Source organism: Actinomadura sp. 1N219 (assembly GCF_044326405.1).
Classification (GTDB): domain Bacteria; phylum Actinomycetota; class Actinomycetes; order Streptosporangiales; family Streptosporangiaceae; genus Spirillospora.
Window position 1 is genome coordinate 400,766 of sequence record NZ_JBIRAY010000001.1, and the last position, 22,670, is coordinate 423,435.

At 67.3% G+C, this 22,670-nt stretch carries 10 protein-coding genes; 5 read left to right on the forward strand and 5 right to left on the reverse strand.

Annotated elements, in window-relative coordinates:
- The first annotated feature begins 352 nt into the window (after positions 1 to 352).
- From ACH35V_RS01875 to ACH35V_RS01885, 3 genes are all read left to right on the forward strand, one after another.
- A complete protein-coding gene (locus ACH35V_RS01875; protein WP_395969731.1) occupies positions 353 to 4,246 on the forward strand; it encodes an RICIN domain-containing protein in 3,894 nt (1,297 codons plus the stop codon).
- Positions 4,247 to 4,357: 111 nt separating this feature from the next.
- Positions 4,358 to 5,401, forward strand: coding sequence for a hypothetical protein (locus ACH35V_RS01880; protein ID WP_395969732.1), 1,044 nt, complete (start codon positions 4,358 to 4,360; stop codon positions 5,399 to 5,401).
- 81 nt (positions 5,402 to 5,482) lie between these two features.
- Positions 5,483 to 12,589 (forward strand): polymorphic toxin-type HINT domain-containing protein, encoded by a 7,107-nt coding sequence (locus tag ACH35V_RS01885; RefSeq protein WP_395969733.1) that lies wholly within the window; start codon positions 5,483 to 5,485, stop codon positions 12,587 to 12,589.
- 548 nt (positions 12,590 to 13,137) lie between these two features.
- Here ACH35V_RS01885 and ACH35V_RS01890 read toward each other — a convergent pair.
- From ACH35V_RS01890 to ACH35V_RS01905, 4 genes are all read right to left on the reverse strand, one after another.
- Entirely contained in the window at positions 13,138 to 14,535 is a 1,398-nt protein-coding gene (locus tag ACH35V_RS01890; protein ID WP_395969734.1) for a DUF4407 domain-containing protein, read from the reverse strand.
- Positions 14,519 to 15,814: a hypothetical protein gene (locus ACH35V_RS01895; RefSeq protein ID WP_395969735.1), complete on the reverse strand. Its 1,296-nt coding sequence runs from the start codon at positions 15,812 to 15,814 to the stop codon at positions 14,519 to 14,521. Before ACH35V_RS01895 ends, ACH35V_RS01890 begins: the two co-directional genes overlap by 17 nt.
- Before the next feature lie 3 nt (positions 15,815 to 15,817).
- On the reverse strand, positions 15,818 to 17,692 hold the full coding sequence (locus ACH35V_RS01900) for a hypothetical protein (protein WP_395969736.1): 1,875 nt from the start codon (positions 17,690 to 17,692) through the stop codon (positions 15,818 to 15,820).
- 256 nt (positions 17,693 to 17,948) lie between these two features.
- Positions 17,949 to 18,917 carry a BTAD domain-containing putative transcriptional regulator gene (locus ACH35V_RS01905; RefSeq protein ID WP_395969737.1) on the reverse strand — a complete coding sequence of 323 codons (969 nt, stop codon included), beginning with the start codon at positions 18,915 to 18,917 and terminating at the stop codon, positions 17,949 to 17,951.
- A 137-nt stretch (positions 18,918 to 19,054) separates the two neighbouring features.
- Here ACH35V_RS01905 and ACH35V_RS01910 point away from each other — a divergent pair, with 137 nt between their 5' ends.
- On the forward strand, positions 19,055 to 19,249 hold the full coding sequence (locus tag ACH35V_RS01910) for a DUF397 domain-containing protein (RefSeq protein ID WP_395969738.1): 195 nt from the start codon (positions 19,055 to 19,057) through the stop codon (positions 19,247 to 19,249).
- A 61-nt stretch (positions 19,250 to 19,310) separates the two neighbouring features.
- Here the strand turns inward: ACH35V_RS01910 and ACH35V_RS01915 are convergent, their stop codons facing one another.
- Complete coding sequence (locus tag ACH35V_RS01915) at positions 19,311 to 20,135, reverse strand: helix-turn-helix domain-containing protein (protein ID WP_395969739.1); 825 nt, start codon at positions 20,133 to 20,135, stop codon at positions 19,311 to 19,313.
- A gap of 438 nt (positions 20,136 to 20,573) precedes the next feature.
- Between ACH35V_RS01915 and ACH35V_RS01920 the strand changes: the two genes are divergently transcribed.
- Positions 20,574 to 21,419: a helix-turn-helix domain-containing protein gene (locus ACH35V_RS01920; protein WP_395969740.1), complete on the forward strand. Its 846-nt coding sequence runs from the start codon at positions 20,574 to 20,576 to the stop codon at positions 21,417 to 21,419.
- Positions 21,420 to 22,670: the final 1,251 nt, after the last annotated feature.

Genomic DNA, 22,670 nt, shown 5'->3' on the forward strand with positions numbered 1-22,670 from the left:
AAGAGAGCGGGGCGACAGGTTAGCAGGGCCGTACTTCCGTACTTACGAACAGGCGCGTGCGGGTGCCCGATCGAGCACCTTGTTTCGCAACTGGCAACACGCAAAAGCACTATCGCCCGACAGACGCCTGGGGTGAGAGAGGGGTTTACGTAGCGTGTTTGTGATCTAGATCACAAAAATCCCCCGGTGCAGTCATCTTCCCGACGGGTGATCTCCCGCTTATGTTTAGGGCGCTTTCGATGGGGGCTTAACTTGCGAGGTCATATTGCGCGTTCGGGGCTTCTCGTTTCGGTCATCGGTTGTTGACGGATTGTGTCGGCGCTCTCTTGCCGGGCTGCTGTCGTCGGTGCTGGTGGCCTCGCTGTTGTCGGCGCCCCTGACCTCGGCGTATGCGGATGAGCCGAGTTCACCGGCGCCGACGCCGATGGACGCCGCGGCGGCGAAGGCGAGGCAGACCGGTAGTCAGGTCGAGGTCGCCGAGCGGACGTCGGAGACCAGGAAGCTGACCGCTCTGCCTGACGGCCAGTTCGAGTTGGAGACGTCGCCGGTCCCTGTTCGTGTGAAGCGGGACGGTGTCTTCCATGACGCCGACCTGACGCTGGAGCGGACGGCCGGCGGGTACGCGTCGCGGATGTCGGTCAACGGGGTGACGTTCGGCGCCGGCGGCGACGACGTGCTGGCCACGATGGTCAAGGACGGGAAGAGCCTGACGCTGACCTGGCCCGGAGCCAGGCTCCCGGCGCCTGTGCTGGACGGGCCGAGCGCGACTTTCGTGGACGGCGGCGGCGCGGGTGTGGACCTGGTGGTGCGTTCGACGCCGACCGGGTGGTCCCACTACGTGGTGGTGAAGACGCCGGAGGCGGCGAGTGATCCGGGACTGGCCACGGTCGAGTTCGGGGTCCGGGGTTCGGGCGTCCAGCTGAAGGAGTTGTCCGGTAACCGGCTCGCGGCCGTGGACGAGGTCGGCAACGAGGTCTTCACCGCGCCGGAGCCGTTGATGTGGGAGGGGCAGACGAACGCGGCGGAGGCGTCGTCCGAGTCTGCGAGTACCGAGGAGGTCGCGGCGGGGCCGGCTCCGAAGGCGAGTGTGGCGCCGATGGCGGTGGCGACGGGCGACGGGGTGCTCACCTTGACCCCCGATCATGACCTGCTCACGGCCGCCGACGCCAAGTTCCCGATCGTCCTGGACCCGTCCTGGCAGACCTGGACGGGGCACAGGGAAGGCGACAGCGACGGGGGCAGCGCCAAGGGATCTGGCTGGGCCTATGTCGATCAGGTGTTTCCGAACCAGTCGTATTGGAAGCCGGATCGGTTGCCCACGGGACGTGAAATCGAGGACAACACCAACAAGCGTTCCTATATCCGGATGGATTCCACGCCGTTGCACGAATGGTCGGGGAGCGTACAGGTCGAGGTCAACTCGGCCGCGATCACGTTTGATGTGCTGCACGCGTGGTCGTGTACGGCGCGCGATGTCCGCTTGTACAACGTCGAGCACATCTACCCGACCACGACGTACAACTCGCGTCCGGGTGCGTTCATCCCCGAGGGTTCAGGATGGACCACGAACGGGCTTGCGACCGCGTCGGTCAATGTGGGGCGCCCTGAGTGCGGGGACGGCGGGTCGTCGAACGATGTGACGTTCACTCATTCCCATCTCACTCGTCTCGTCCAGTGGGCGACGGACCGCCGGTGGGACTTCTTCACGATCGGGCTGTTCCCGGACGCGGATTACAACGACACCCACACCTGGAAGGTGATGGACGTCGATCCGCGGCTGACGGTGAAGTTCTCCCGGTATCCCATGCCGGTCAAGGACGTCCACATGAAGAACGGCGGGACGACCAAGTACGGATGCGTGACCGGTAGTGGGCGGCCGTGGTTTGGGGCATCCAAAGACCGGACCGCCAATGCGCTTGTCACCGATTATGACGGCGACAATGCGGGCGGGTTCGACGGGCAGCCGCTGGCAGCGGAGTACGAGCTGGCGCCTCTTGGTAGGCCGGCGGAGAGCTCGAAGCGTTATGTGCCTTCGGCCGGTACGTTCCAGCATGCCGGCGCGGACGGCTACCTGCATGCGTCGTTGACGGTCGACAAGGGTGATGACGTCCCGGCCACCCCTGACGGCGGGACGAGCTGGATGTGGCGTGTCCGCGGAATGGACGACACCAGCTTGTACGGGCCGTGGTCGGGATGGTGTGAATACACGGTGGATGCCCGCCGACCGAATACGCCGGTGGTGTCATCGCCCGAATATCCTGCGGGAACGACTTCGGGCTATGACGCGGTCGCGCGGAAGTACGTACCGGGTAACTTCACTTTCGCGCCCGCCGGCTCGGGTGATGTCGTGAAGTTCGACTACAGGTTCGCCGACGGCACTGCAGGGACGAAAGCGGTTGCGCCGGGTGAATCATCGACGCTTTCGTGGACGCCGAAGCGGTTCGGGCCCCAATGGGTTGAAGTGACGTCCTATGACCGGGCCGGTAATCCGAGCGCGGCGAAGAAGTATGAGTTCGGTGTGGAGCAGCCGCCGCGGAACGCGGCCTGGGCGATGGACGAACCCACCGGGAACACGGCGCGCGCGGTCGGACCGAGCGGCTCGGTGAACCCGAACGCCGATCTGGTCTTCAGCGGCGGCCCGGCGTTCGGTGAGGCGGGCAACCTCGGTACAGGTTCACCCACCGACCGTGCGGTGCGCCTCAACGGCTCGACGCAGTTCGGTGAAGTGGCGCCCTGGACGGACGTTCAGGGCAACCCGGTCACACTGGTGGACACCAGCCAGCGGTTCATGTTCTCGACCTGGCTGAAGCTCGCCGCCGTCCAGGGCGACCAGGTGGCGATCAGCCAGGCTGCCGCCGACGGGACGGTGTTCGAACTCGGGTGGCTGGGCGGCAGGTGGACGTTCCGGCATCGCAAGGGCGACGGCACTGTGCTGACGGCCGTCACGCGCGATATGGCGCAGGCCGGGGACGGGCAGCCATGGAACGCTCACTGGGTTTCGCTGATGGGCGGCTACGACCCGATCAAGCAAGAGCTCTGGCTGCGTACTCAGGCCGAGGGCGAGCGCGAGGTGTGCGATCCCGATGAACCGTGGAACTGCTCGACCACGCGGGTGATGCCGGCGGAGGTGAAGACGGCCGCCACGACCTGGACGCCGGCCGCCGGTTCCGGAGCCCTGCTGGTCGGTGCGACGCCGGGCGCGTCGGGCGCGTCGAGCAGGAGCGCGTTCTGGAACGGCTGGGTCGACGACTCCCAGCTGTGGCCGCTGGCGCACCCGGATGGGACCGTCCTCAACGCGATCTATGCCGAGTCGGTGCAGAACCACGAGTTCGCCGGGAAGACGCTGCGTCTGGTGAACGCCAACTCCGGTCACTGCCTGGACGTCGCGGGCGCCGGAGTGGACAACGGCACGAACGTGCAGCAGTGGAACTGCAATGCGCACCCCGCGCAGGACTGGCAGTTCACCGATGTCGGAGACGGCTACTACACGCTGACCAGTTCCAACAGCGGTAAGTGCCTGGATGTGGACGGCACGGACGGTTCGGGCACCGCCGACGGGCGCAACGTATGGCAGTACGAGTGCAACGGCAGCACGGGCCAGCAGTGGAAGCCAGAGAAGAAGGCCGGCGGATACTGGTTGAAGTCACGGCGGAGCGACAAGTGCCTGGCCGTCGACGCGGGCTCGCTGGCCCCTGGAGCGAACGTTTCGCAGTGGTCCTGCACGGATCCGGTAGCCGGTGAACAGCTGTGGAACATCACCGCACTCAAGCGCCATCACCTCGGCGGGATGACCCACCGGCTGCTTGTCCAGAGCACTCAGAAATGTCTGGACGTCGCGGGTGGCTCCATTGCCGATGGCGCCGTCGTGATGCCGTGGGAGTGCAATGGCGGGCCTTGGCAGAAATGGCGGTTCGCTGATTACGGCGACGGCTACTTCATGCTCACGAACGTCAACACGATGAACGGTGACCCGTCCGCGGTCCGTTGCCTGGAAGTCGCCGGTGCGCAGACCCAGGCCGACGCGCCCGTCCAGCAGGGCACCTGTGAGCCGGGTGCGGCGCATCAACTCTGGAAGGTCGTCGGCGTCGCCGACGACGGCAACCTCGGCTACCGGTTGATCGCCAAGCACAGCGGCCTGGTCGTCGACGCCCGCGACCTGGGGGCGCCGGGGGACGCGCGTGCGGTCCAGGCCAATCCGGTGGAACCGATTCCTACTCGTCACATCTGGAAGCTGGAATACCAGTGACGAGGGCGCAACGAAAAGCCGCCGCGGCAAGAGGCCGCGCGGCCAGATGAGTCCCATAAAGAGCGCCGACAAGGTCATCGCTCAATGAAGGCAAAGGAATTGAGTGCGAGCATGAGGACTGCAGTGCCGGTCGTGGTGGGCGGCGGGATGCTGGTGGTGGCGCTGGTCGCCTCCCCTGTGCAGGCGGAGGCGATGATTCCGCAGCGGATCGTGGTCGATCCGGTGGCGGTGGAGAACTGGGACGCCGACGTCACGGTGACCGGGCAGGTGCAGCAGGATCGCGGCGCCGGTTGGGTGGCGGCTCCCGCGGGCCTGGTCGTCGACTTCGACAGCCCGGACGGGGAACTGCAGGTGACGGCGACGGTGCAGGCCGGTGGCCGGTTCAGCGCGACGTTCTACCCGGGGCCGGGGAACATCATCGCGCGCGTGGCGGGCTACGGCGAGGTCGCCGAGACCTCGGCGCGGGTGCTCGGCTGGATCAGCCGGCTGCACATCGACCACGCCCTGGGGGATCGGGAGACCAACCCGGTCTATCCGCTGCGCGGCAAGACCTTCGAGGTCCGGCGGACGCTGAAGGCGGTGCGCGGCGAGGCGCTTTCCGGACGGCCGGTCACGCTGTGGTGGGCGCCCAAGGGGATGTCCGGCTACCCGACGACGGGGTGGAAGCAGGTCGGCTCGGGCGTCACCGACGCCGCCGGGCGGGTGAAGATCGGGGCGACCGCGTGGACGGAAGGGTGGCTGCGCACCAGCTACGCCGGTGACGCCAACTACACCAAGGTCGACTCGGGCTATGCGTTCCGCGTGTACCACCAGACCGGGATCTCCAGTTTCAACGCCTCCCCCGAACCGGCGACCAAGGGGCAGTACCTGACGCTCAAGGGCCGATTGATGCGGTGGTCGTCCTCAAGCGGCTGGCAGTCGATCAAGGGCACGTGGGTGAGCGCGAAGTACCGGCTCGCGGGGCAGAGCACCTTGCGGACGCCGTCCTGCACCAACGGCGGCGACGCGACCGACTCGGCCGGATGGTTCCTGATGAAGTGCAAGACCCCGGCCGACGCCACCTGGATGGCCTACTACCTCAACCCCTACGCCACCCCCGAGACGAACAAGACCGACTTCCCCGCGCAGGCCACCGACTACGTCGACGTCCGCTGACCGACCGAACCCCCTGATACCGGCCCCGGCCCTTGGCAGGGCCGTGGCAGCCGTGGTGCCTTCCACAGAAATGAGGCGTCAGTGAAAGGTGTGTTGCGTGCGCTCGGCCGGGCACACGGGCTCATCGGTGCCGTCGCGGTCGTGCTCGCCCTGGCCCTGCTGGCCGGAGTGGCCGGCGAGGCGGCGGCCGCGGCGCGGCCCAGCCTTTCCGAGGACGGCGCCGATCGCCGTCCCGCCACCCAGAAGACTCCTCGTATCAAGGGCAAGGCCGTCAAGGCCCGGACGGGCAAGCTGCCCGGCACGGCCGGCACGCCGGTCACGTCCAAGCCCGCCGCGCCGGTCTGGCCGGAGCCGGGCGAGGGCACCGCGGACCTGTCGGCTCTGACCACCGGCAACAGCAAGGACGGTCGGCCCGTCGGCGGATGGGCCCGAGCCGGCAAGCTACCGGTCTGGGCAGGCACACCCGCCACGCGCAAGGGCGGGGGAGCGGCTGCCTCGGCGGTTCCGCCGCGCGTCCAGGTGACATTGGCCGACCGCAAGACCGCAAAAGCCGTACGCGCCGAAGCGGTCATGTCGGTGACGGCGCCGCAAGCCGGAAACGTCAGGGTCGGGCTCAGCTACGCGAAGTTCAAGAACGCCCACGGCGGGGACTGGGCGTCCCGGCTACGCCTGGTGAAACTGCCGGCGTGCGCCTTGACCACCCCCGAACAGCCGCAATGCGGTCGGCGCACCGTCCTGCCCACCGTCAACGACGCCAAGACCGCGACACTGTCGGCCGACGTGCCCGTGGCCGCCGAAACCGCACAGGCCGGCGCGGCCCCCGCCGAGAGCGCGACCGTGCTGGCCGCCGAGGCCGGCCCGTCCGGTCCGTCGGGCGACTGGGGCGCGACCAGCCTGTCCCCGGCGTCCAACTGGAACGCGGGCAGCAACACCGGCGAGTTCTCCTGGAGCTATCCGGTGCGGCTTCCGCCGGTTCCGGGTGAGCTGATGCCCGAGGTCACCGTCGCCTACAGTTCCGGGGCGGTGGACGGCAAGACCGCCGCCGACAACTCCCAGGCGTCCTGGATCGGCGACGGCTTCGACTACTGGCCCGGTTTCGTCGAACGCAAGTACAAGCCATGCATCGATGCCGGCCACGCCTCCGGTGACCTGTGCTGGGGACGCCAGAACGCCGTCCTGTCCCTTAACGGCCGTTCCACCGAGCTGCTGTACGACAGCACCGCCCAGACCTGGCGTCCCCGCGTGGACGACGGCTCCACCATCGAACGGCTCACCGGCGCCACCAACGGCGACAACGACGGCGAGTACTGGAAGCTGACCGACCTGGACGGCGTCCAGTACTACTTCGGCGTCAACCGCCCCGACGACTGGAGCACCGGCAAGAAGGAGACCGGCTCGACCTGGACGGTGCCGGTCTTCGGCGACGGCAGTGGCGAGCCCTGCTACGACAGCACGTTCAAGGACGCCTGGTGCCAGCAGGCGTGGCGGTGGAACCTCGACCACGTCGTCGACCCGCACAACAGCACCATCACCTACTTCTACGAGACAGAGACCAACAACTACACCCGCTACCTGCAGACCAGCGGCGGCACCCGGTACGAGTCCGGCGGCTACCTGAGTCGTATCGACTATGGCCAGCGCAAGGGCTCAAGCTACGCCACGCCGGCGACCGCCCGCGTCCGCTTCACCGTCGCCGACCGCACCGACCTGCCCGACGACCGCATCTGCGACAACGGCGAGACCTGCGGATACGGAAAGACCTCACCGACCTTCTTCAACCGCAAGCGCCTCACCAAGGTCAGCACCAAGCTCCGCGACGATCAGGCGACTGGCACCGAGGACCCCGGCTACAAGATCGTCGACACCTGGGACCTGGGACAGACTTATCAGAACGGTGCGCTCTGGCTGCACACCATGGACCAGACCGGCCACGACGGCGCCGAAACCAAGGCCCCGCGCATCACGCTGTTCGGCCAGCTCATGACCAACCGCGTGATCACCGGACGGTCCGGCACCGGCGTCGACGCCCTGCCCGGCTACGACCGGCCACGCCTGGTCGGCATCGACAACGGCACCGGCGGCACCACCAGCATCGGCTACTCCGATCCGTACCTCACACCCACCCCGGCCGGGGACTGCGTCTACTCGGCCGGGAACATGCCCGATCCCAAGAACAACACCAGCCGCTGCTTCCCGGTGAAATGGCAGCAGCCCGACGGGAAGCTGATCAACGACTGGTACCACAAATACGTCGCCGACTACATCATCGAGGCCGACAACACCGGCCAATCCCGGTCGCAGATCACCAACTACTCCTACCTTGGTGGCGCCGCCTGGCGGTACGCCGAGGACGACGGGATGACCAAGGACAAGTGGCGAACCTGGTCGCAGTGGCGCGGCTACGCCAAGGTCCGCACAGTCGTGGGCGACGGCCTGAACGGCGAACAGCAGTCGCGTACCGAGACCACCTATGCCCGCGGAATGGACGGCAACTACCAGGGCAAGGGCAACCCCCGCCAAAGCGTCACGGTCACCGACTCCAAGAATCTGCTCGGCGGGATCGGCGATATCGACGTGCTTGCCGGCTCCGTCCTGGAGAGCCGCACTTTCAACGGGGCGTTCACCGACGCCGCCGAAATCGGGGCGAGCGTGTCGCGGCCCATGTGGACCAAGACCGTCAGCCGCACTTTCCGCGACACCAACTCCGACGACGACATCACCGTCGACGGCGGACGCGTCCAGCCCGCATGGACCAAGGGCCGTTCCCGCAAGGCGGACGGCACCGATTTCACCACCGAAACGGTCTTCGACTACGACGCTCTGGGCCGGACCGTCGCCGTCGACAACGAAGGCGACGTCACCACCGCCGCCGACGACACCTGCTCCCGCGCGGTCTTCCCCAGCGGCGCCGCCCCGGCCGGCGCGATCCAGACGCTGCCGATCCGCACCCTGTCGGTGTCGGTCGACTGCGACGACGCAGCCAGCCACGAACCCAACCTGGTCGCCGCCGACATGATCTCCGACACGAAGATCATCTACGACGGCAAGGCCTACGGCGCGTATCCCACCGTCGGCGACGCCACCCGCGTGGAGAAGACCACCGGTGTCGCGGACGGCCGCTCCACCATGACGCCCGCCGTCACTACCGGCTACGACGGCTACGGACGCGTCCTGAACACCACACAGGTCGGCGACCCCGCCACCCCCGACGACGACCGCACCACCACCTCCGCCTACACCCACGCCCCCGAGGGCTGGCTGAAATCCAGCACCCTCACCACCCCACCGATCAGCGTCGGCGGCGCCGCCCCGGCCGGGTTCACCACCACCACCGAGTACAACCCCGCCCGCGGCACGCCCACCAAGGTCACCGACCCCAACGGACGAGTCGGTGAGGGCGAGTACGACGGGCTGGGCCGCCTGGTGCGGGCCTGGCTGCCGAACAACACCCGCCGAACCAACCCGGACCGGCCGTCGACCACCTACGCCTACGCCTTCCCCAGCGACGGCAACCCCGTCTCGGTCACCACCAAGACACTCACCAAGACCGACCCGGTGACCTACGAGACCTCCGTCGACCTGCTCGACGGCCTGCTGCGTCCCCGCCAGTCGCAGAACGAGGCCGCGGGCGGCGGGCGGACGGTCACCGACACCAAGTACGACAGCCGCGGCCTGGTCTTCAAGACCAATGCCGCCTACCTGCTCACCGGCGACCCGTCCGGCGTCCTGACCACCGCCGACGACAACCAGGTCCCCAGCCAGACCCTCAGCACCTACGACGGCGCCGAACGCGTCCTGACCACGACGCTCTACAGCCATTCCACCAAGAAGTGGACCACCACCAACCAGTACGAGGGCGAGCGCACCACGGTCATCCCGCCCTCAGGGGCGATGCCGTCGGCGTCCCTCACCGACGCCCTCGGCCGGACGGTGGAGAGCCGCCAGTACAAGACCACCGACCTGGCCGGCGCCTACCTCGCGTCCACCATGACCTATGACGGCGCGGGGCGTCCCTCCGAAGCCCGGGACGCCGCGGGCAACGTCTGGAAGACCACCTATGACGTGCAGGGCCGTCCGGTCACCAGCGCCACCCCGGACAAGGGCACCTCGACCGTCACCTACGACTTCTTCGACCAGGTCCGCACCAGCACGGACGCCCGCGGCACCACGCTGAGCCTCAATTACGACAGGCTCGGCCGCCCACTGGAGGTCAAGAACGGCACCACGCCGCTGACCTCCATGACCTACGACACCGTCCCCTACGCCAAAGGGCTGCCCGCCACCGCCACCCGCCACATCGGCGCCGACAAGTACACCACCGCCGTCACCGGCTATGACGGGCTCTACCAGGCCAAGGGCACGACCGTCACCATCCCGGCGTCCGAGGGCGCGCTCGCCGGGACCTACACCACCACCCAGTCCTACAACTTCAACGGCTCCCCGCTCACCACGTCCTATCCCGCGGTCGGCGGCAGCACCGGCCTGCCCGCCGAGAGCGTCACCACCGAATACAACGACGACGGCCTGCCCGAATGGACCCACGGCCTGGCCACCTACGTCGCCGGCACCGTCTACGACGGCCACGGCGACATCACCCAGCTCGCCATGGCCTCGGTGTCGGACAAGTTCATCTGGCAGACGTTCGACCGCGACCCCGCCACCAACCGGCTCACGCGCTCCACCGTCAAGCGGCAGTCCTCGTCGGCCGCCTACGACCTGGAGACCAAGTACGACTACACCGACGCCGGTTCGATCAGATCCATCCTGACCAACGCGGCAGACAAACCCGCCGACCGGCAGTGCTTCACCTACGACTACGCCCAACGCCTGACCGAGGCGTGGTCCACCACTAACACCGACTGCTCCGCCGCGCCCGCCGCCGGGACCATCGGCGGTCCCGCCCCATATTGGACGAGCTACCAGTACGACCCGTCCGGCAACCACGGGGACAAGGTCGGCAACCGCACCAAAGAGACCCAGCACGCATTCACCGGCGGACCCACCGCAGACAAAACCCGCACCTACACCTACCCCGCCCCGCTCGGAAACAGCGGCATCGACAGCCCCCACGCGCTGAAGTCGCTCACCGAAACACAAGGCGGCAACAGCGTCACCGACCTGTACACCTACGACCAGGCCGGTAACACCACCGCCCGTCCAGGCCAGAAATTCCACTGGGACGCCGAAGGCAACCTGTCCAAGGTCACCGACGACGCCGGCAAGGAACTGGCCAGCTTCGTCTACGACGCCGCGGGCAACCGCCTGATCCGCAGGGACGCCAACGGCAAGACCCTCTACCTGGCCAGCCAAGAGGTAAAGGCCTCCACCAGCGGAACCGTCAGCGCCGTCCGCTACTACAGCCACGCCGGGCAGACGGTCGCCTACCGCACCGGCACCTCCAGCTCCACCGTCCAGTTCCTCATCCCCGACTACCAGGGCAGCGCCGACACCACCGTCAACGCCGTCGACCAGAACACCTGGAGCCACCGCCGCTTCGCGCCCTTCGGCACCGAACGCAGCAGTCCGCTCGGCACCTGGCCCGCCATTCTCGACAAGGGCTACGTCGGCGGCACCAAGGACACCAGCACCGGCCTCACCCACCTCGGCGCCCGCGAATACGACCCCGTCACCGGACGCTTCCTCAGCGCCGACCCCGTCACCGGCGGCGGCGACCCCCTCACCGCCAACGGCTACTCCTACGCCGGCAACAACCCCATCGACCACGCCGACCCCACCGGCCAATACCGCGACGGCGGCTTCACCCCCGGCGGCAACGCCGGCTTCCAGGAACGCGGCGATATCGCCAATCAGCACCGCAGCGCGTTCAGGAGAGGCGGAGGTGGAGGCGTCTACCGCGCGCCGCCATCCGCGCCAGGCGCCGGCTGCTGGGTCGGCTGCAATGGTTCCGTGCCGGAGTTCCCGGCACCGGTCAAGAAACACTGCGGCTGGAAATGCAAAGTCGGCAAGGTCGGCGGCTTCGTGAAGAAGCACCAGGCGACCATCGCCGGAATCGCGGTAGGTGCAGCCTGCGCCGCCGCGACGGGCGGCACCGCGGTCGTCGGCTGCGCCGCCATCGGCGGATGGGTCTACGGCGCGGTCAGCTACCACCAGAACACACCAGCCGACCAACGAACCCTCATCGGCGGCTTCAAAGCAGCCGCGACCGGCGCAGCAATAGAAGTCGGCATGACGGTAACCGGCATCAAAGTCGCCGGAGTCGTGAGCCCCCTGGTCAGGAAAGTCGCCCCCAAGATCGTTGAAAAGATCGTCGGTAGGACAAAGGGCGGCTCGCCAGGCCGTGGCAATCCCGCCGCGAAGCCGAAGCCGGCGGCCGCAAAGAAGCCCGGAAGAGCAGCGGACGATGCTCCCGCCTCGAGGGGAGCGGGCTGCCGCGGCAACAGTTTTGTGCCCGGAACCACCGTCCTCATGGCTGACGGATCATCCAAACCGATCGACAAGATCAAGGTCGGCGACAAGGTCCAAGCCATCGACACCGCCACCGGAACGACCTCTGCGCAGCCCGTGCTCACCACCATCACCAGCACCGGTGCCAAACATTTGGTTCAGCTCACCGTCGACACCGATGGCAAACACGGTGGTAAGACCGGCGTACTGATCGCCACCGACAACCATCCCTTCTGGGTACCCGTAGGTGGCAAATGGATCGAGGCGGGCAAACTCCAGCCCGGCATGTGGCTCCGCACCAGTGCCGGGACGCACGTCCAACTCACGACGACCAAGACCTGGACCCAGCATCAACGCGTCCACAACCTCACCGTCGACGCCGACCACACCTACTATGTACAAGCAGGCTCGAAGCCTGTTCTTGTTCACAACATCGACCCTTGCAAGATATCGGGCCCCTACCACAGAGTAGTTTCCAGGTCGCAGACAACGGAGGGAATTCAAGAGATTGTTGACAGTGGCCAGGTGTGGGGGAGGACGGCACGTGGGGGATCCCGACCAGCGGTTCAAGCGTACGAGGGCCCATTGCCGGAGGGCCGGGCAGGGGTCGAGTTTTACACGGAGGCGACTCCCTCGGAGTGGGCATGGGACAGGGCGGGAAGAGCCAAACCTGGCCTAGCATACGTTCAATGGCACGCGGGAAACGACGGAGTCACCGAATCGCTGGATGGAGAATTCGCTCAGATAGATGTAATAATCTCAAGATTTGACCTCGGTGGGTAACGTTATCGGGGAGGACGTCTAGTGGGTGTCACTCCAAGAGCCAATCGGGAACTGCCAAGCTTTGACTGGAAGATGGTTGCGCTTATCACCATTCCCTGGCGTGACTTCTCGGATAAATGGGGGGTCCTGTTCGAGGAGAACGAAGAGTGGGAAGCTCCCGGCCCTGTTGCCTACGGGGCTGCTTACAGTGAAAGCTCGGGTATGTGGTATGCACTGGAGCATCACTATGATTACCCTAGGCCGGGCGTTTATGTCCTTGTTTCGGCGAATACTCAGAACCCGCTCGAGGTGCTCGCAGAGGACTTTGACCTGCCAGCCAAGCTCGTTCTTCCGATGAGAAGATAATGTTCATTGTAGCCGATTCGATCATTCGATGCTGAATGGCAATTGAGGGCCCAAGCCACCACGGCGTGCGCCTACCGTTGCGTCCCGCTTTCCGATTCCGTAACACAAGATCCCACCGGTGCCGAACCGCGCCAGGTCCTCGTCGCTGGTGAGCGGAGTCCGAGGCTTGCCCCGGGCATCGTGGCGCGAGCTACGTGATGGTGTCAGGCCGTGCCCCGGATCTGGGCCGCGTAAGCGTTGATCTGCTCCTTGAGCTTGGACTTCTCTGCCGCGTCGTCCTCGTCTCGCTGACGGTGTGCCGAAAGCATGCGTTGCCGCTCCAGGTCCTTCACCCTCTCCAGGTGCCCGGCGATCACTTCCTTGGCCTCGGCCTCTTTCAACTCGATGCGGCTCAACTGGACGCTGGTCAGGGCGTCCACCCACCGCTTGTGCACGCGGTCGTTGGCGGCGAGGCGCTCTGCCACGAGCTTGTCGTACTTGCCGGTGCCGTCCAGCAGCTTGGTCATCACGGGCGCGCATTCCACGACGATGAGCAGCAGGCGCAGCACCCACAGCGCCGCGGCGGCGTTGTGGTCCTTGCGTGCGATCTGGTGCAGGGCCTTGACCTCCTGGAGCACCCCGATGTCGGTCGCGCTGGTTCTTCTCTCTGCGACCTGTCGCGCGATGCGCGCCTTCAAGTTCTGCTCGTACGTCGCGACACCCGTGCCCACCCTCCCGGACACCCCGTCGATCTCCTTGTTGAGGTCGACGAGCTGCCGTCGGAGGTGGTCGATGCCGCTGGTCCGCGTGTAATCGTCGAACGTCTTCCGGTTCTTCTTGCAGTTCACGCCGTTGCCGTAGCGGCGGGTGCCGCCGGTCCCGTCGCACTCCTGACGGGCGCGCCGCTCCAGGTCGTCGAGCTTCGTCTCGATCGGCTTGATTTGGCGTTCGACCAGCTCGTTACGCTGCTTTCTCTTCAGCGCCAGCTCCTCCTGCGCGGCGGCGGGAGATCCAGCGACGCTCAGCAGGTTTCCGGCGCAGTCAGGGTCGTCGTTCGGCGCGCCCGTCGACGGGTTGCACCGCGTCAGCAAGCTCTCGTAGGCGACGATCTCCTGCTGCCGGTCCTCCAGGGCCTGCTGCCGGATCTCCGCGTGGAAGACGCGCAGCACCAGCGGCTCGGCGATCACCAGTGCGATGAGTGCGGCGAGCAGCAGCCGCGGGACGAACAGGCCGAGCTTCTTCAGGCCGCTCGTCGCGCCATGCGCCGAGGAGATCAGCCACGAGTCCAGCGCGAAGATCAGCATTCCCCAGAACAGGGCCACGGGGAGCACGGCGGCCGTGCCGAAGACCCGGGTGAGGAAGAAGCCCATGGACACGGCCGCCATGCACGCGGTGAACCCGACGATCAACCCTTGCCAGGTGAGCCGGGTGCGCTCCTCGGGCGTCCAGGCGAGAACGTCGTCCGTGACCCCGATCAGGTCGCGAACCTTGCGAAGGCGCCCCTGGCTCGCGGAGACCGGACGGAGCGTCTCGAAGTCGCCCTCACCGACGAAGCCTTCAGGCTCCTCCGCGGATTCCGCTGCGGGTTTCTGCGCGACGGGCGCGTCAGGAGTCGTCGTCATCTTCGGTGAGGTCCTCGATGCTCGTGTCGTCGTCGCCGTCCCGGGCCGGCTGCTCGCCCACAGTGAGCTGCGACTGGCCGGACGGGAGCGGCCGTGCGCCAGTGTCGGCCTGGATGCTGCCGATCAGGTTCTCCACGTCGATGTTGATCTGGTCGAGGTAGCCGTGCTTGGCGATCTCGCGGAGCAGGCCAAGCCGGGCGTCGAGCGCTCGGAGCCGGTCCTCGTGCTCGCGCGCGTCCCGCTCCCGCCTGTCCTCCCGCTCCCACGCCTGCAACATCGCCCGTTCCTTGCGGTTCTCCTCTTCGGCGCGCACGGCGTCCTCGCGGGCCCAGAACTCGTGTCGCAGGCTGTCCTCGCGGCTCTGCTCGATGGCCTGCCGGCTGTCGGAGCGCTGTTCCAGGCGAAGTTTCTCGCGGTGCTCCTCCGCCTGCCGCTCGACCTCGCCGATCTTGTCGGCGACCTGTTCGGACGACAGGTCGTCCTTGCCGTGCGCGTAGAGCGCGGCGCGCACCGGGTCATTGCCGATGGACTGGTAGTCCAGGTCGAGCTGGTCGCGCACGAACACTGCCCGCTGCTCGGCCATCCGGCGCTCGAACTCCTTGCGCCGTTCCTGCATCCACGTCTCGAAGGCGAGCTTCTGCTCCTCCATCTCCTGGGCGTAACCCGCCTGCCGTTTCGCCCGGACCTGCTCGCCCTCGTCCGCGTTCATGGTGCTCTGCAGCTCGGTGATCGGACGCGGCGTCACGACGTCCACCGCCTTGAGCGCCACCTGCACGCCGATCACGGTGGGCGGGACGAACTGCGCGTACGCCTTGATCTGCGCGGTGACGTCGAGCCGGAACTCCTTCCAGTCCGCCAGCCGGCGTTTGAGCCCCAGCTCGAAGATCTCGCTGTGCTCGCGCAGATACTTCTCCAGGGACGCGGTGATGTCGCAACCGCTCTGAACGACGCGGACCGCGTCCACGACGGTGCATTCGAACGTGACGATCACGACGAACGTCTGCGCGTCCTGGGAGGCGACCGGCAACTCCACCGGGACCGCCGCCCCGTGCGCCATGTCCACCACGCTGACGCTGGAGGCGGCGATGACGTCGGGATCGTCCACCCGGCGGCTGCGCCGGACCTCGAACCGGTCGCCGATCTGGAGCACGTACACCTGGTGAGGTTGCAGCGCCGGCAACTCCTCCGGCGCGCGGACGTACCGGCGGAAACCCGGCCGCCCCTGCTTGCGTGCCTCGGCCAGCGGACGCTGCTCGATGATGGGATACGAAATGGCCATGCGTCACTTCCCGTGCGGGTGGGCCGCCGCGTCCAGCGCGGCGAGCAGGATCTTCGTGAGCGGGGACGGGTGGGCGCGGCCGGACCGGCCGTGCGCCATAACGATCGGGAGGTCCTGGCGGAGTTTTCGCCGCTCGTCCCCGATGAGCTCCAGCCGGAGCGCGTTGCCGAGGGCCGTCGCCTCGCGCTCGGCGTCCAGGCTGAACCGCTCCAGGCTCTGCAACGCCTGGCCCAGCGAGCGCAGCGCACCGCGCCGCGCGGGCGTGAACCGCAGCGCAGTGGCCCAGATCCGGCAGATCAGGGGACGAAGATCGGGCCTCGCCAGCAGCAGCATCACGATCGCGGGCTTGCCTCCCGGCACCTTCGTGGACAGGACGGCGAGCACTGCCCGCATGGCGAGCCGGTACTTCGACGCGTCCTTGCCGGTCACGCTCAGCTGATCGAGTTTCCGGTCCAGCAGGCCGAGGACCTTGCCTGCCTTGCCCTCGGCGAGGACAAGCGTCGCGACCAGCTGCCCCATGCTCTGCGCGACCGCCCCGCTGATCGGGCCGCGCTGCGCGATCAGCTGCCACAGGCGGCGGGCCGCCTCCTCCGGGTAGCGGACGCCGAGCTGGCCGGTGAAGGCGACCGCGCCCGTCCAGCGCTGCGGCCACGAGCCGTAGCTCACCCAGTTCGTGGCGGTGTGCAGCGCCGCCTTGGACAACTCCAGGTCGGTGCTCATGACGGACAGCACCCAGATCGCCGCCTGCTGGCCCTGCCAGCCGCACCGGTCCTCCGCCCAGGGCCGCAGGTAGTCGAACTCGACCTCGTCGTACGCCTCGCGCGCCAGCGTCGCCAGCCCGATCGCCAGGTGGAATCGCACCTCGTCGTCGGCGACGATCTCGTGCACCCACTCGAGCACGGCGGACAAGAACCGCTCGTCGTAGTTCTCCCACAGATGCCGCAGGACGTGCGCGCGGTAGGACGGGTCCTTGAACCTCAGCTGCTTGCTCGCCACTCCGTTCCTGACGACCCGGTCAAGGGTGACCAGGCCGTCCCCGCGGACGATGGCGGCGCGCAGGTCGGGGATGAGGTCGGGCGACTCCTCCCCGGGCCGCGGCCGCGGGATGTACTCGGCGAGGACGTTCTCGAACCTCATCAGGTACCGGCCGTGATCGCGCCACCGCAGGCCCTGGGTCATGGCCAGCACGGTGGTCGCGCAGACCTCGTCGCGCGGCGGCTTGCGGTCGAAGAAGCTCTGCACGGCGGCGCGGGCGGCCAGGCCGAACGCCTCCCGCACGGCGGCGGCCGGCTCACGGCCGCCGGCGACGAGCCCGGCCACCTGGACGACGCTGCCGATCGCCGGGTCGTCCGGCAGTTCCGCGAGGACTGCGTCGACGGTCGCCGCGTCCAAGTCGTGGGAGGCCACGATTTCACGCACGTCCGGGCGGCTCCAGCGCAGATGCCGCATCGCCTCGGCCGCGCCCGTCTCCGGCCGCTCCTCGTCGGACGTGACGGTCAGCAGCCACGCCTCGCACTCGGTCAGCCGGGTGCGGGTCCGCCGCCAGGCGTCGGCCGCGTACCGTCGGTCATTTCCCTCTTCTACCGCCTCTACGAGGTAGCCGCAGCCCTTCTGGTACGTGCGGGACGCCAGTTCGTCCAACTTTGGCCCGGGGGTCAGCACGAAGATCTTCTTCGGGCCGAGTTCGGCGAGCACGGCCGTGCCGCCGTGCTCCTTGCCGCTGCCAGGCGGGCCGTGGAGCGCCACGACCCGGTCCGCGCGGATCGCGTCGACCGCTTCGGTGTGGGTCATGGACCGCACCGGGCTCCGCGACACGGCGCGGATCTCCGCCTCGGTCAGTTCCCCGGTGACCGCCTTGAAACGTGCGCTGTCCGGCATGTCGTTGGCGATGCCAAGGAAAACCGTTCCTTGGTTGTTTATCGCCGTATGGAATCGCTGATTGGCCTGCTGGGCGAAATGATGACCGGCGCGGGGTTCCTCGGAACGCTCGGTCGGCCGCTCCCGTTCCTGTTTCCTCTCGTCGTCCGATGCCGATTCGGGGGGCGGCGGGGTCGGCTCGTTTGCGGGCTCTTCATCTTTTGCATTCTCTTCATTCACGGATCGACCGTCCGTCGGTGCTGTCGGGGATCGTAGGTCACTGTTTCATGTTGTTGATCAGGCCGAACTGCGCGCTTCCGCCCTCGCTGATGTCGATCCGATGGAATTCGTAATGGTGGCTCGCCTCTGGCGCCGCCTGGTCGGCGTTCCGCTGCGCTTTCGATTCCGTCGGCTCCTCGGACTCTGACTCGCCGCTATCCCCCTCGATTGGCTCCCGTGGCGCGGGGACGCCGTATTCGACGGCGCCGTTCCGGATCCCGGTCAAGGCTTCGGTCAGCCGAGGGTCGACGGATAGTCCCTCCTTTCGGAGGCGCGCGCACGTCTCGTTGTAGAAATTCAGAGCGTCCATGTTCCGGCCCAGCCCCGCCAGCGCGTACATCAGGTATCCGGCCATCTCCTGGTCGAACGGGTTCTCCGCGAGCGCCTGCTTGAGCAGCGGGAGCCGCTGCCGATGCCTGCCGTCCTGGAGCGACCACCGTTCGATCAGCCGCCGGGCCTCGCCCCGCTCCTCGGCCATGCGCTGCCGGAAGGACTCGGCCTTGGCCCCGTCGACCCCGGGCAGCGCAGTGCCCTCGACCAGGTCGAGCGCGCGCTGCATCAGGTCGGCCGCCCGTCCCTTGTCCTGCCGGGCCAGTCCGGCGGCCTGTTCGCGTAGGTCGCGGAAGAGTTGGAAGTCAGCGACGCGAGGCAGCGTGAGCCGGTAGCCGCGGCTGACCGCGGTCAGCAGGTCGCCGCCCAGCCCCGCCTCGTCGAGAACCTTGCGGAGGTCCCCGGCCTTGCGTTGCAGGTCGTCGTCCGCGCTGAGCGGCTCTTCCCGTCCGGCCCACACCCGGCCGACGAGTTCACCGCGGGAGATCCAGGTGCCCTCCAAAATCACGAGGTGGCCGAACACCGCGCGGTGCGTGGGCCCGCCCAGGGGCACCGCCCTTCCGGCTCGGCGCAGCTCGATGGAATTGAACACGGTGACTGTGACGTCCGGCATGGGGGCCGGCAGATCCGGTGGCATATTCTCCTCTTTATCGCACCCGCGGAAGCGAAATTTCCAGTGCGTCTGACAGTGCGCTGCACAGCCGCGTTCCCGGTGTCGAATTTGACGATCGCCTTGTCGGCGGGCGTCGGACCTGCCGGGCAAGGAGTGAACAGATGTACCTTTCCAAGAGCGAGTTCCGGCTGGTCTTCCGGAAGAGCTCGTACAGCGGCAGCACCAATGCCGCCTGCGTGGAGCTCGCGGCCGCGGGACGGCTGCTTCTCGTGCGAGACTCGAAGAATCCGGACGGCGGAATGATCCGCCTCGACCTGCCGTCCGCGCGACGCCTCATCGCGAGGCTGCGCGGCTGAGCGAGGATCGGCCGGGCGCCGGACCCCATCCGGGTCCTGGCGCCCGGTTCGGCGTTCCCGCTCATACGTCCGACGCCAGCTTGGCGATGAATTCGATCGAGGCGTCCTGGCCGAGCGCACCGCGCTCCGCGCGCGAATACACACTCCGATAGCGGACGGTCTCCGCAGGGCTCCACTCGAAGTGTTCCCGGTCGAACTCCTCCAATTGCACGGCCGATTCGGTCGTCACCGAACTGGTGGGGAGGTCGAATATGTGGAAAGTGAATCGTGCCTCGCTGAAGTACTCCGCCGCGAGCGGTCGCACGAGAATCGTCACGCCCGGCTGCCGCGCCATGGAGATCAGATGCTCGTACTGGCGGCGCATCACGACGGGAACGCCCACCGGACGGCGCAGGGCCGCCTCGTCGATCACAGCCTGCATGTCCAGCGATCCGGTGCGCAGCACGCGGGCGCGTTCCACTCTGAGCTCGACCAGCACCTCCATCCGCGACCAGGGCTGATCATGCCGCGTGCTCATCAGCCCGGCGGCATATCCGCGCGTTTGGAGCAGCCCGGGGATCAGCCCGGCGCTGTAGCTCCGGATCCGGGTGGCGCTCTCCTCGAGGATGAGCAGCGTCTCGTGGTCGACGTCGATCTCGTCGGAATAGGCCGTCCACCAGCCGCGGGTACCCTCCAGCAGGCCGAGCGGCGGCTCCTCCCCGGCGCCGTACAGGCTCAGCAGTTCCCTGAAGTCCGGGCGCCGGACGGTCGCCAGACCCGCCTCCAGACGCTCGACCCGAAGCGCCGGCCAACCGAGCGCGGCGGCGGCCTTGTCGGGTGTGAGGACCGTGTTCTCCCGGAGTCGGCGCAGATACGCGCCAAGCCTCCGTCGATCCTGGATGCCCATGCAACCCCCTCTTGCAATCTGCAAGTTTGCAGTATGCACGCACGCCTCGGATACCGCAAATCAGGACAGTCCTACCGGTTTTTCCGGAGCATCCGTTCTCGGATGTGCCGTCCCCGGCGCGGCGGCCAGAGGGCGTCGCGCAGTCGGCCCAGCGGCCGCGGAAGCCAGCAGAGGAAGGCGAGCGCGAAGGCCGTCAGCGCCGGTCCCGACCAGCCCGCGGACAGCAGGATGGGCGCGAGCATCGCAAAGACGCGCTCCAGATCCCGAAGGGTTCTCGTGACCGCACGGAAGCCCGGTGACGACGTCCCGCGCCTACGCACGTATCCTCCAAGTGATCGAATGCTGTCCTTCGAGCGTCAGCCCGATACCCCCTGGGGCTAGTAAACGCAAATTGCAGGCAGTAAAGTCGATCAATGTTTCGGTGGGAATGAGGCTGGGATGACACAAGGCAGAAGCCCGGTGATGCAGCGCCGCAGGCTGGCTGCCGAACTGCAGCGGCTGCGCGGCATCTCCGGAAAGACCCTGGAAGAGGTGGCCGAGCATCTGGAGTGCTCGCCGGCCAAGATCAGCCGTATCGAGAACAACCTGGTCGCGGTGCGCATCCAGGACGCGCGCGAGCTCCTCGACCTCTACGAGGTGGAGGACGAGCGCCGCGAGTCGCTGCTGGCCATGGTCCGCGAGGCGCGCCGGAAAGGCTGGTGGTCGTCCTTCGCAGGCATCCTGGACGAGAGCACGGAAAATCTGCTGAGCCTGGAGGAGGACGCGACCAGGATCTGCGTATACGACAACAGCGCCGTCACCCCGCTCATCCAGACACCCGACTACACCCGCGCGTTCCTGCGGTCTTGGACCGACCTGGAGGCCGACGTCCTGGAACGCCGCACCGAACTGTTCCAACAGCGGCAGCAGATCCTCGCCCGGGCAGAGGGGGCGCAACTCGACATCGTCCTGGACGAGGCGGCCCTCCGCCGTCCGGTGGGCGACCCCGAGGTCATGAGACGGCAACTCGACCGGCTCATCGCCGAATCCGACCGCGAACTGCTGGAACTGCGGGTGATGCCGTTCGCCGAGGGCCCGTACCAAGCCATGGGCTTCCCGTTCCAGATCTTCGAGTTCATTAGCGACCCGCGCGTCGTGTACACCGAACTCTTCACAGGCGGCCGCATGATCGAGACCGCCGAGGAGGTCGGACCGTATCTGTCGGCCTTCGACCAGGTCTGGGCCCGGGCCCTGGACCCGGCCCAAACACGCGACTTCCTGAAGACGCTGCTGGGTATCGGCTGACCGCCGCTGCCGAGCCTCGCCCGCCCCTACCGTCTGCACCTCGCCGCCGCCCTTCTACCGTTGTCGGACGACTCCGAGGATTTCCCGCCCAGCCGGAACGGAACTGCAAAACTAATCGAGAATTCAGCGGGAAATCTCCTGGCTAGCGAGCCCGGAGACTCAAGTAACTTCCCGCCCACCGGCAAACCCCACACGCACGTAGCTAAACAATGCGGGTATTATCGGAACGCGGTGCCGCCGCATGCCTACAGTAGCGGTTATGCCTGCCTTGCAGACCGTCCGCAGAACAAGCGTGGTATTCGCCTGCTCGTGCCGCCGAGCCAGACGATCACGACAGTTAGCGGAGGCTCCATTCTCCAAGGCTCCGTGCCACCGTCGGCTGGCACGCGCCACCACGTGGCGCTGAACAACGCCGTCGCCGAGCCGTTCAGCTCCACCTTGAAGGTCGAATTCGTACAACCCAGCATCACTTGGCCACCCGAGCCTAGGCACGCATCAAGACCTCGACCTGGACCGCCGACTTCGGCAACAGCCGCAGAAGGCACAGCGCCAACGACGGGCTCCCCGGGCCACGTTCGAGCGTCAGATGGCAGAAGCACGGAGGGCATCAACGGCCAAATCAAGGCCGAAATGACCTAACACTGTCATGGAGTGGGATGTAGCGGCACGGGCATGATCCTGGACACACGCAGAGTGGTACAGCCCGACACTGAGAGCATTGCTCTGATACGAGCGCTCCGAACTTTAATCCGCAGGGTGAGCATCGGCGTTCCAGGACCCGCTCATCCCGTGTTCGCCATTATCCGTGGAGGATCCCTTGCACGATATAGGAGCTGGCGTATTCGACACCGCGCGTACTGCAATTCCGGAGCGCATGACAGCGGACGGGGTCGAGCCGGGCGGCCCTCGCCTATGGTCGCGGCCTTGGATGACGGGTCGGCGAGGTTGACCGCCGGATCGCCGAAGACGGATGAGGGACGGGCCGTCAACCGGCTGAAGGTAGGCGGACGAGCCCGCCGTTGATTGTTCATCAGCCTGCGGTCCGACTGGGCAAGCCTGGCGCCGGGCTCCTGGTCTGGCATGTGGCCGTAGACGAAGGGCGGTGGAGTCGTTTCGCTCTTGTAGCGGCCGGGGGAACACTTCGCCCTGCTGGTTTGGGGTCGGGAATCGGTGGAACCGGGAGGGCCGCTCTCGTCGCCGCGAGATAACCGTCGCCTGCCTTTTGCACAGGCAGACACCGCCCCGGGGTGT

What these genes read in the sequence shown, in the direction of transcription:
- ACH35V_RS01915 (WP_395969739.1), bottom strand. Translation starts at nt 20,135, where the DNA reads ATGGGCATCCAGGATCGACGGAGGCTTGGCGCGTATCTGCGCCGACTC.
- ACH35V_RS01905 (WP_395969737.1), bottom strand. Translation starts at nt 18,917, where the DNA reads ATGCCACCGGATCTGCCGGCCCCCATGCCGGACGTCACAGTCACCGTG.
- ACH35V_RS01895 (WP_395969735.1), bottom strand. Translation starts at nt 15,814, where the DNA reads ATGGCCATTTCGTATCCCATCATCGAGCAGCGTCCGCTGGCCGAGGCA.
- ACH35V_RS01900 (WP_395969736.1), bottom strand. Translation starts at nt 17,692, where the DNA reads ATGCCGGACAGCGCACGTTTCAAGGCGGTCACCGGGGAACTGACCGAG.
- ACH35V_RS01890 (WP_395969734.1), bottom strand. Translation starts at nt 14,535, where the DNA reads ATGACGACGACTCCTGACGCGCCCGTCGCGCAGAAACCCGCAGCGGAA.
- ACH35V_RS01910 (WP_395969738.1), top strand. Translation starts at nt 19,055, where the DNA reads ATGTACCTTTCCAAGAGCGAGTTCCGGCTGGTCTTCCGGAAGAGCTCG.
- ACH35V_RS01920 (WP_395969740.1), top strand. Translation starts at nt 20,574, where the DNA reads ATGACACAAGGCAGAAGCCCGGTGATGCAGCGCCGCAGGCTGGCTGCC.
- ACH35V_RS01880 (WP_395969732.1), top strand. Translation starts at nt 4,358, where the DNA reads ATGAGGACTGCAGTGCCGGTCGTGGTGGGCGGCGGGATGCTGGTGGTG.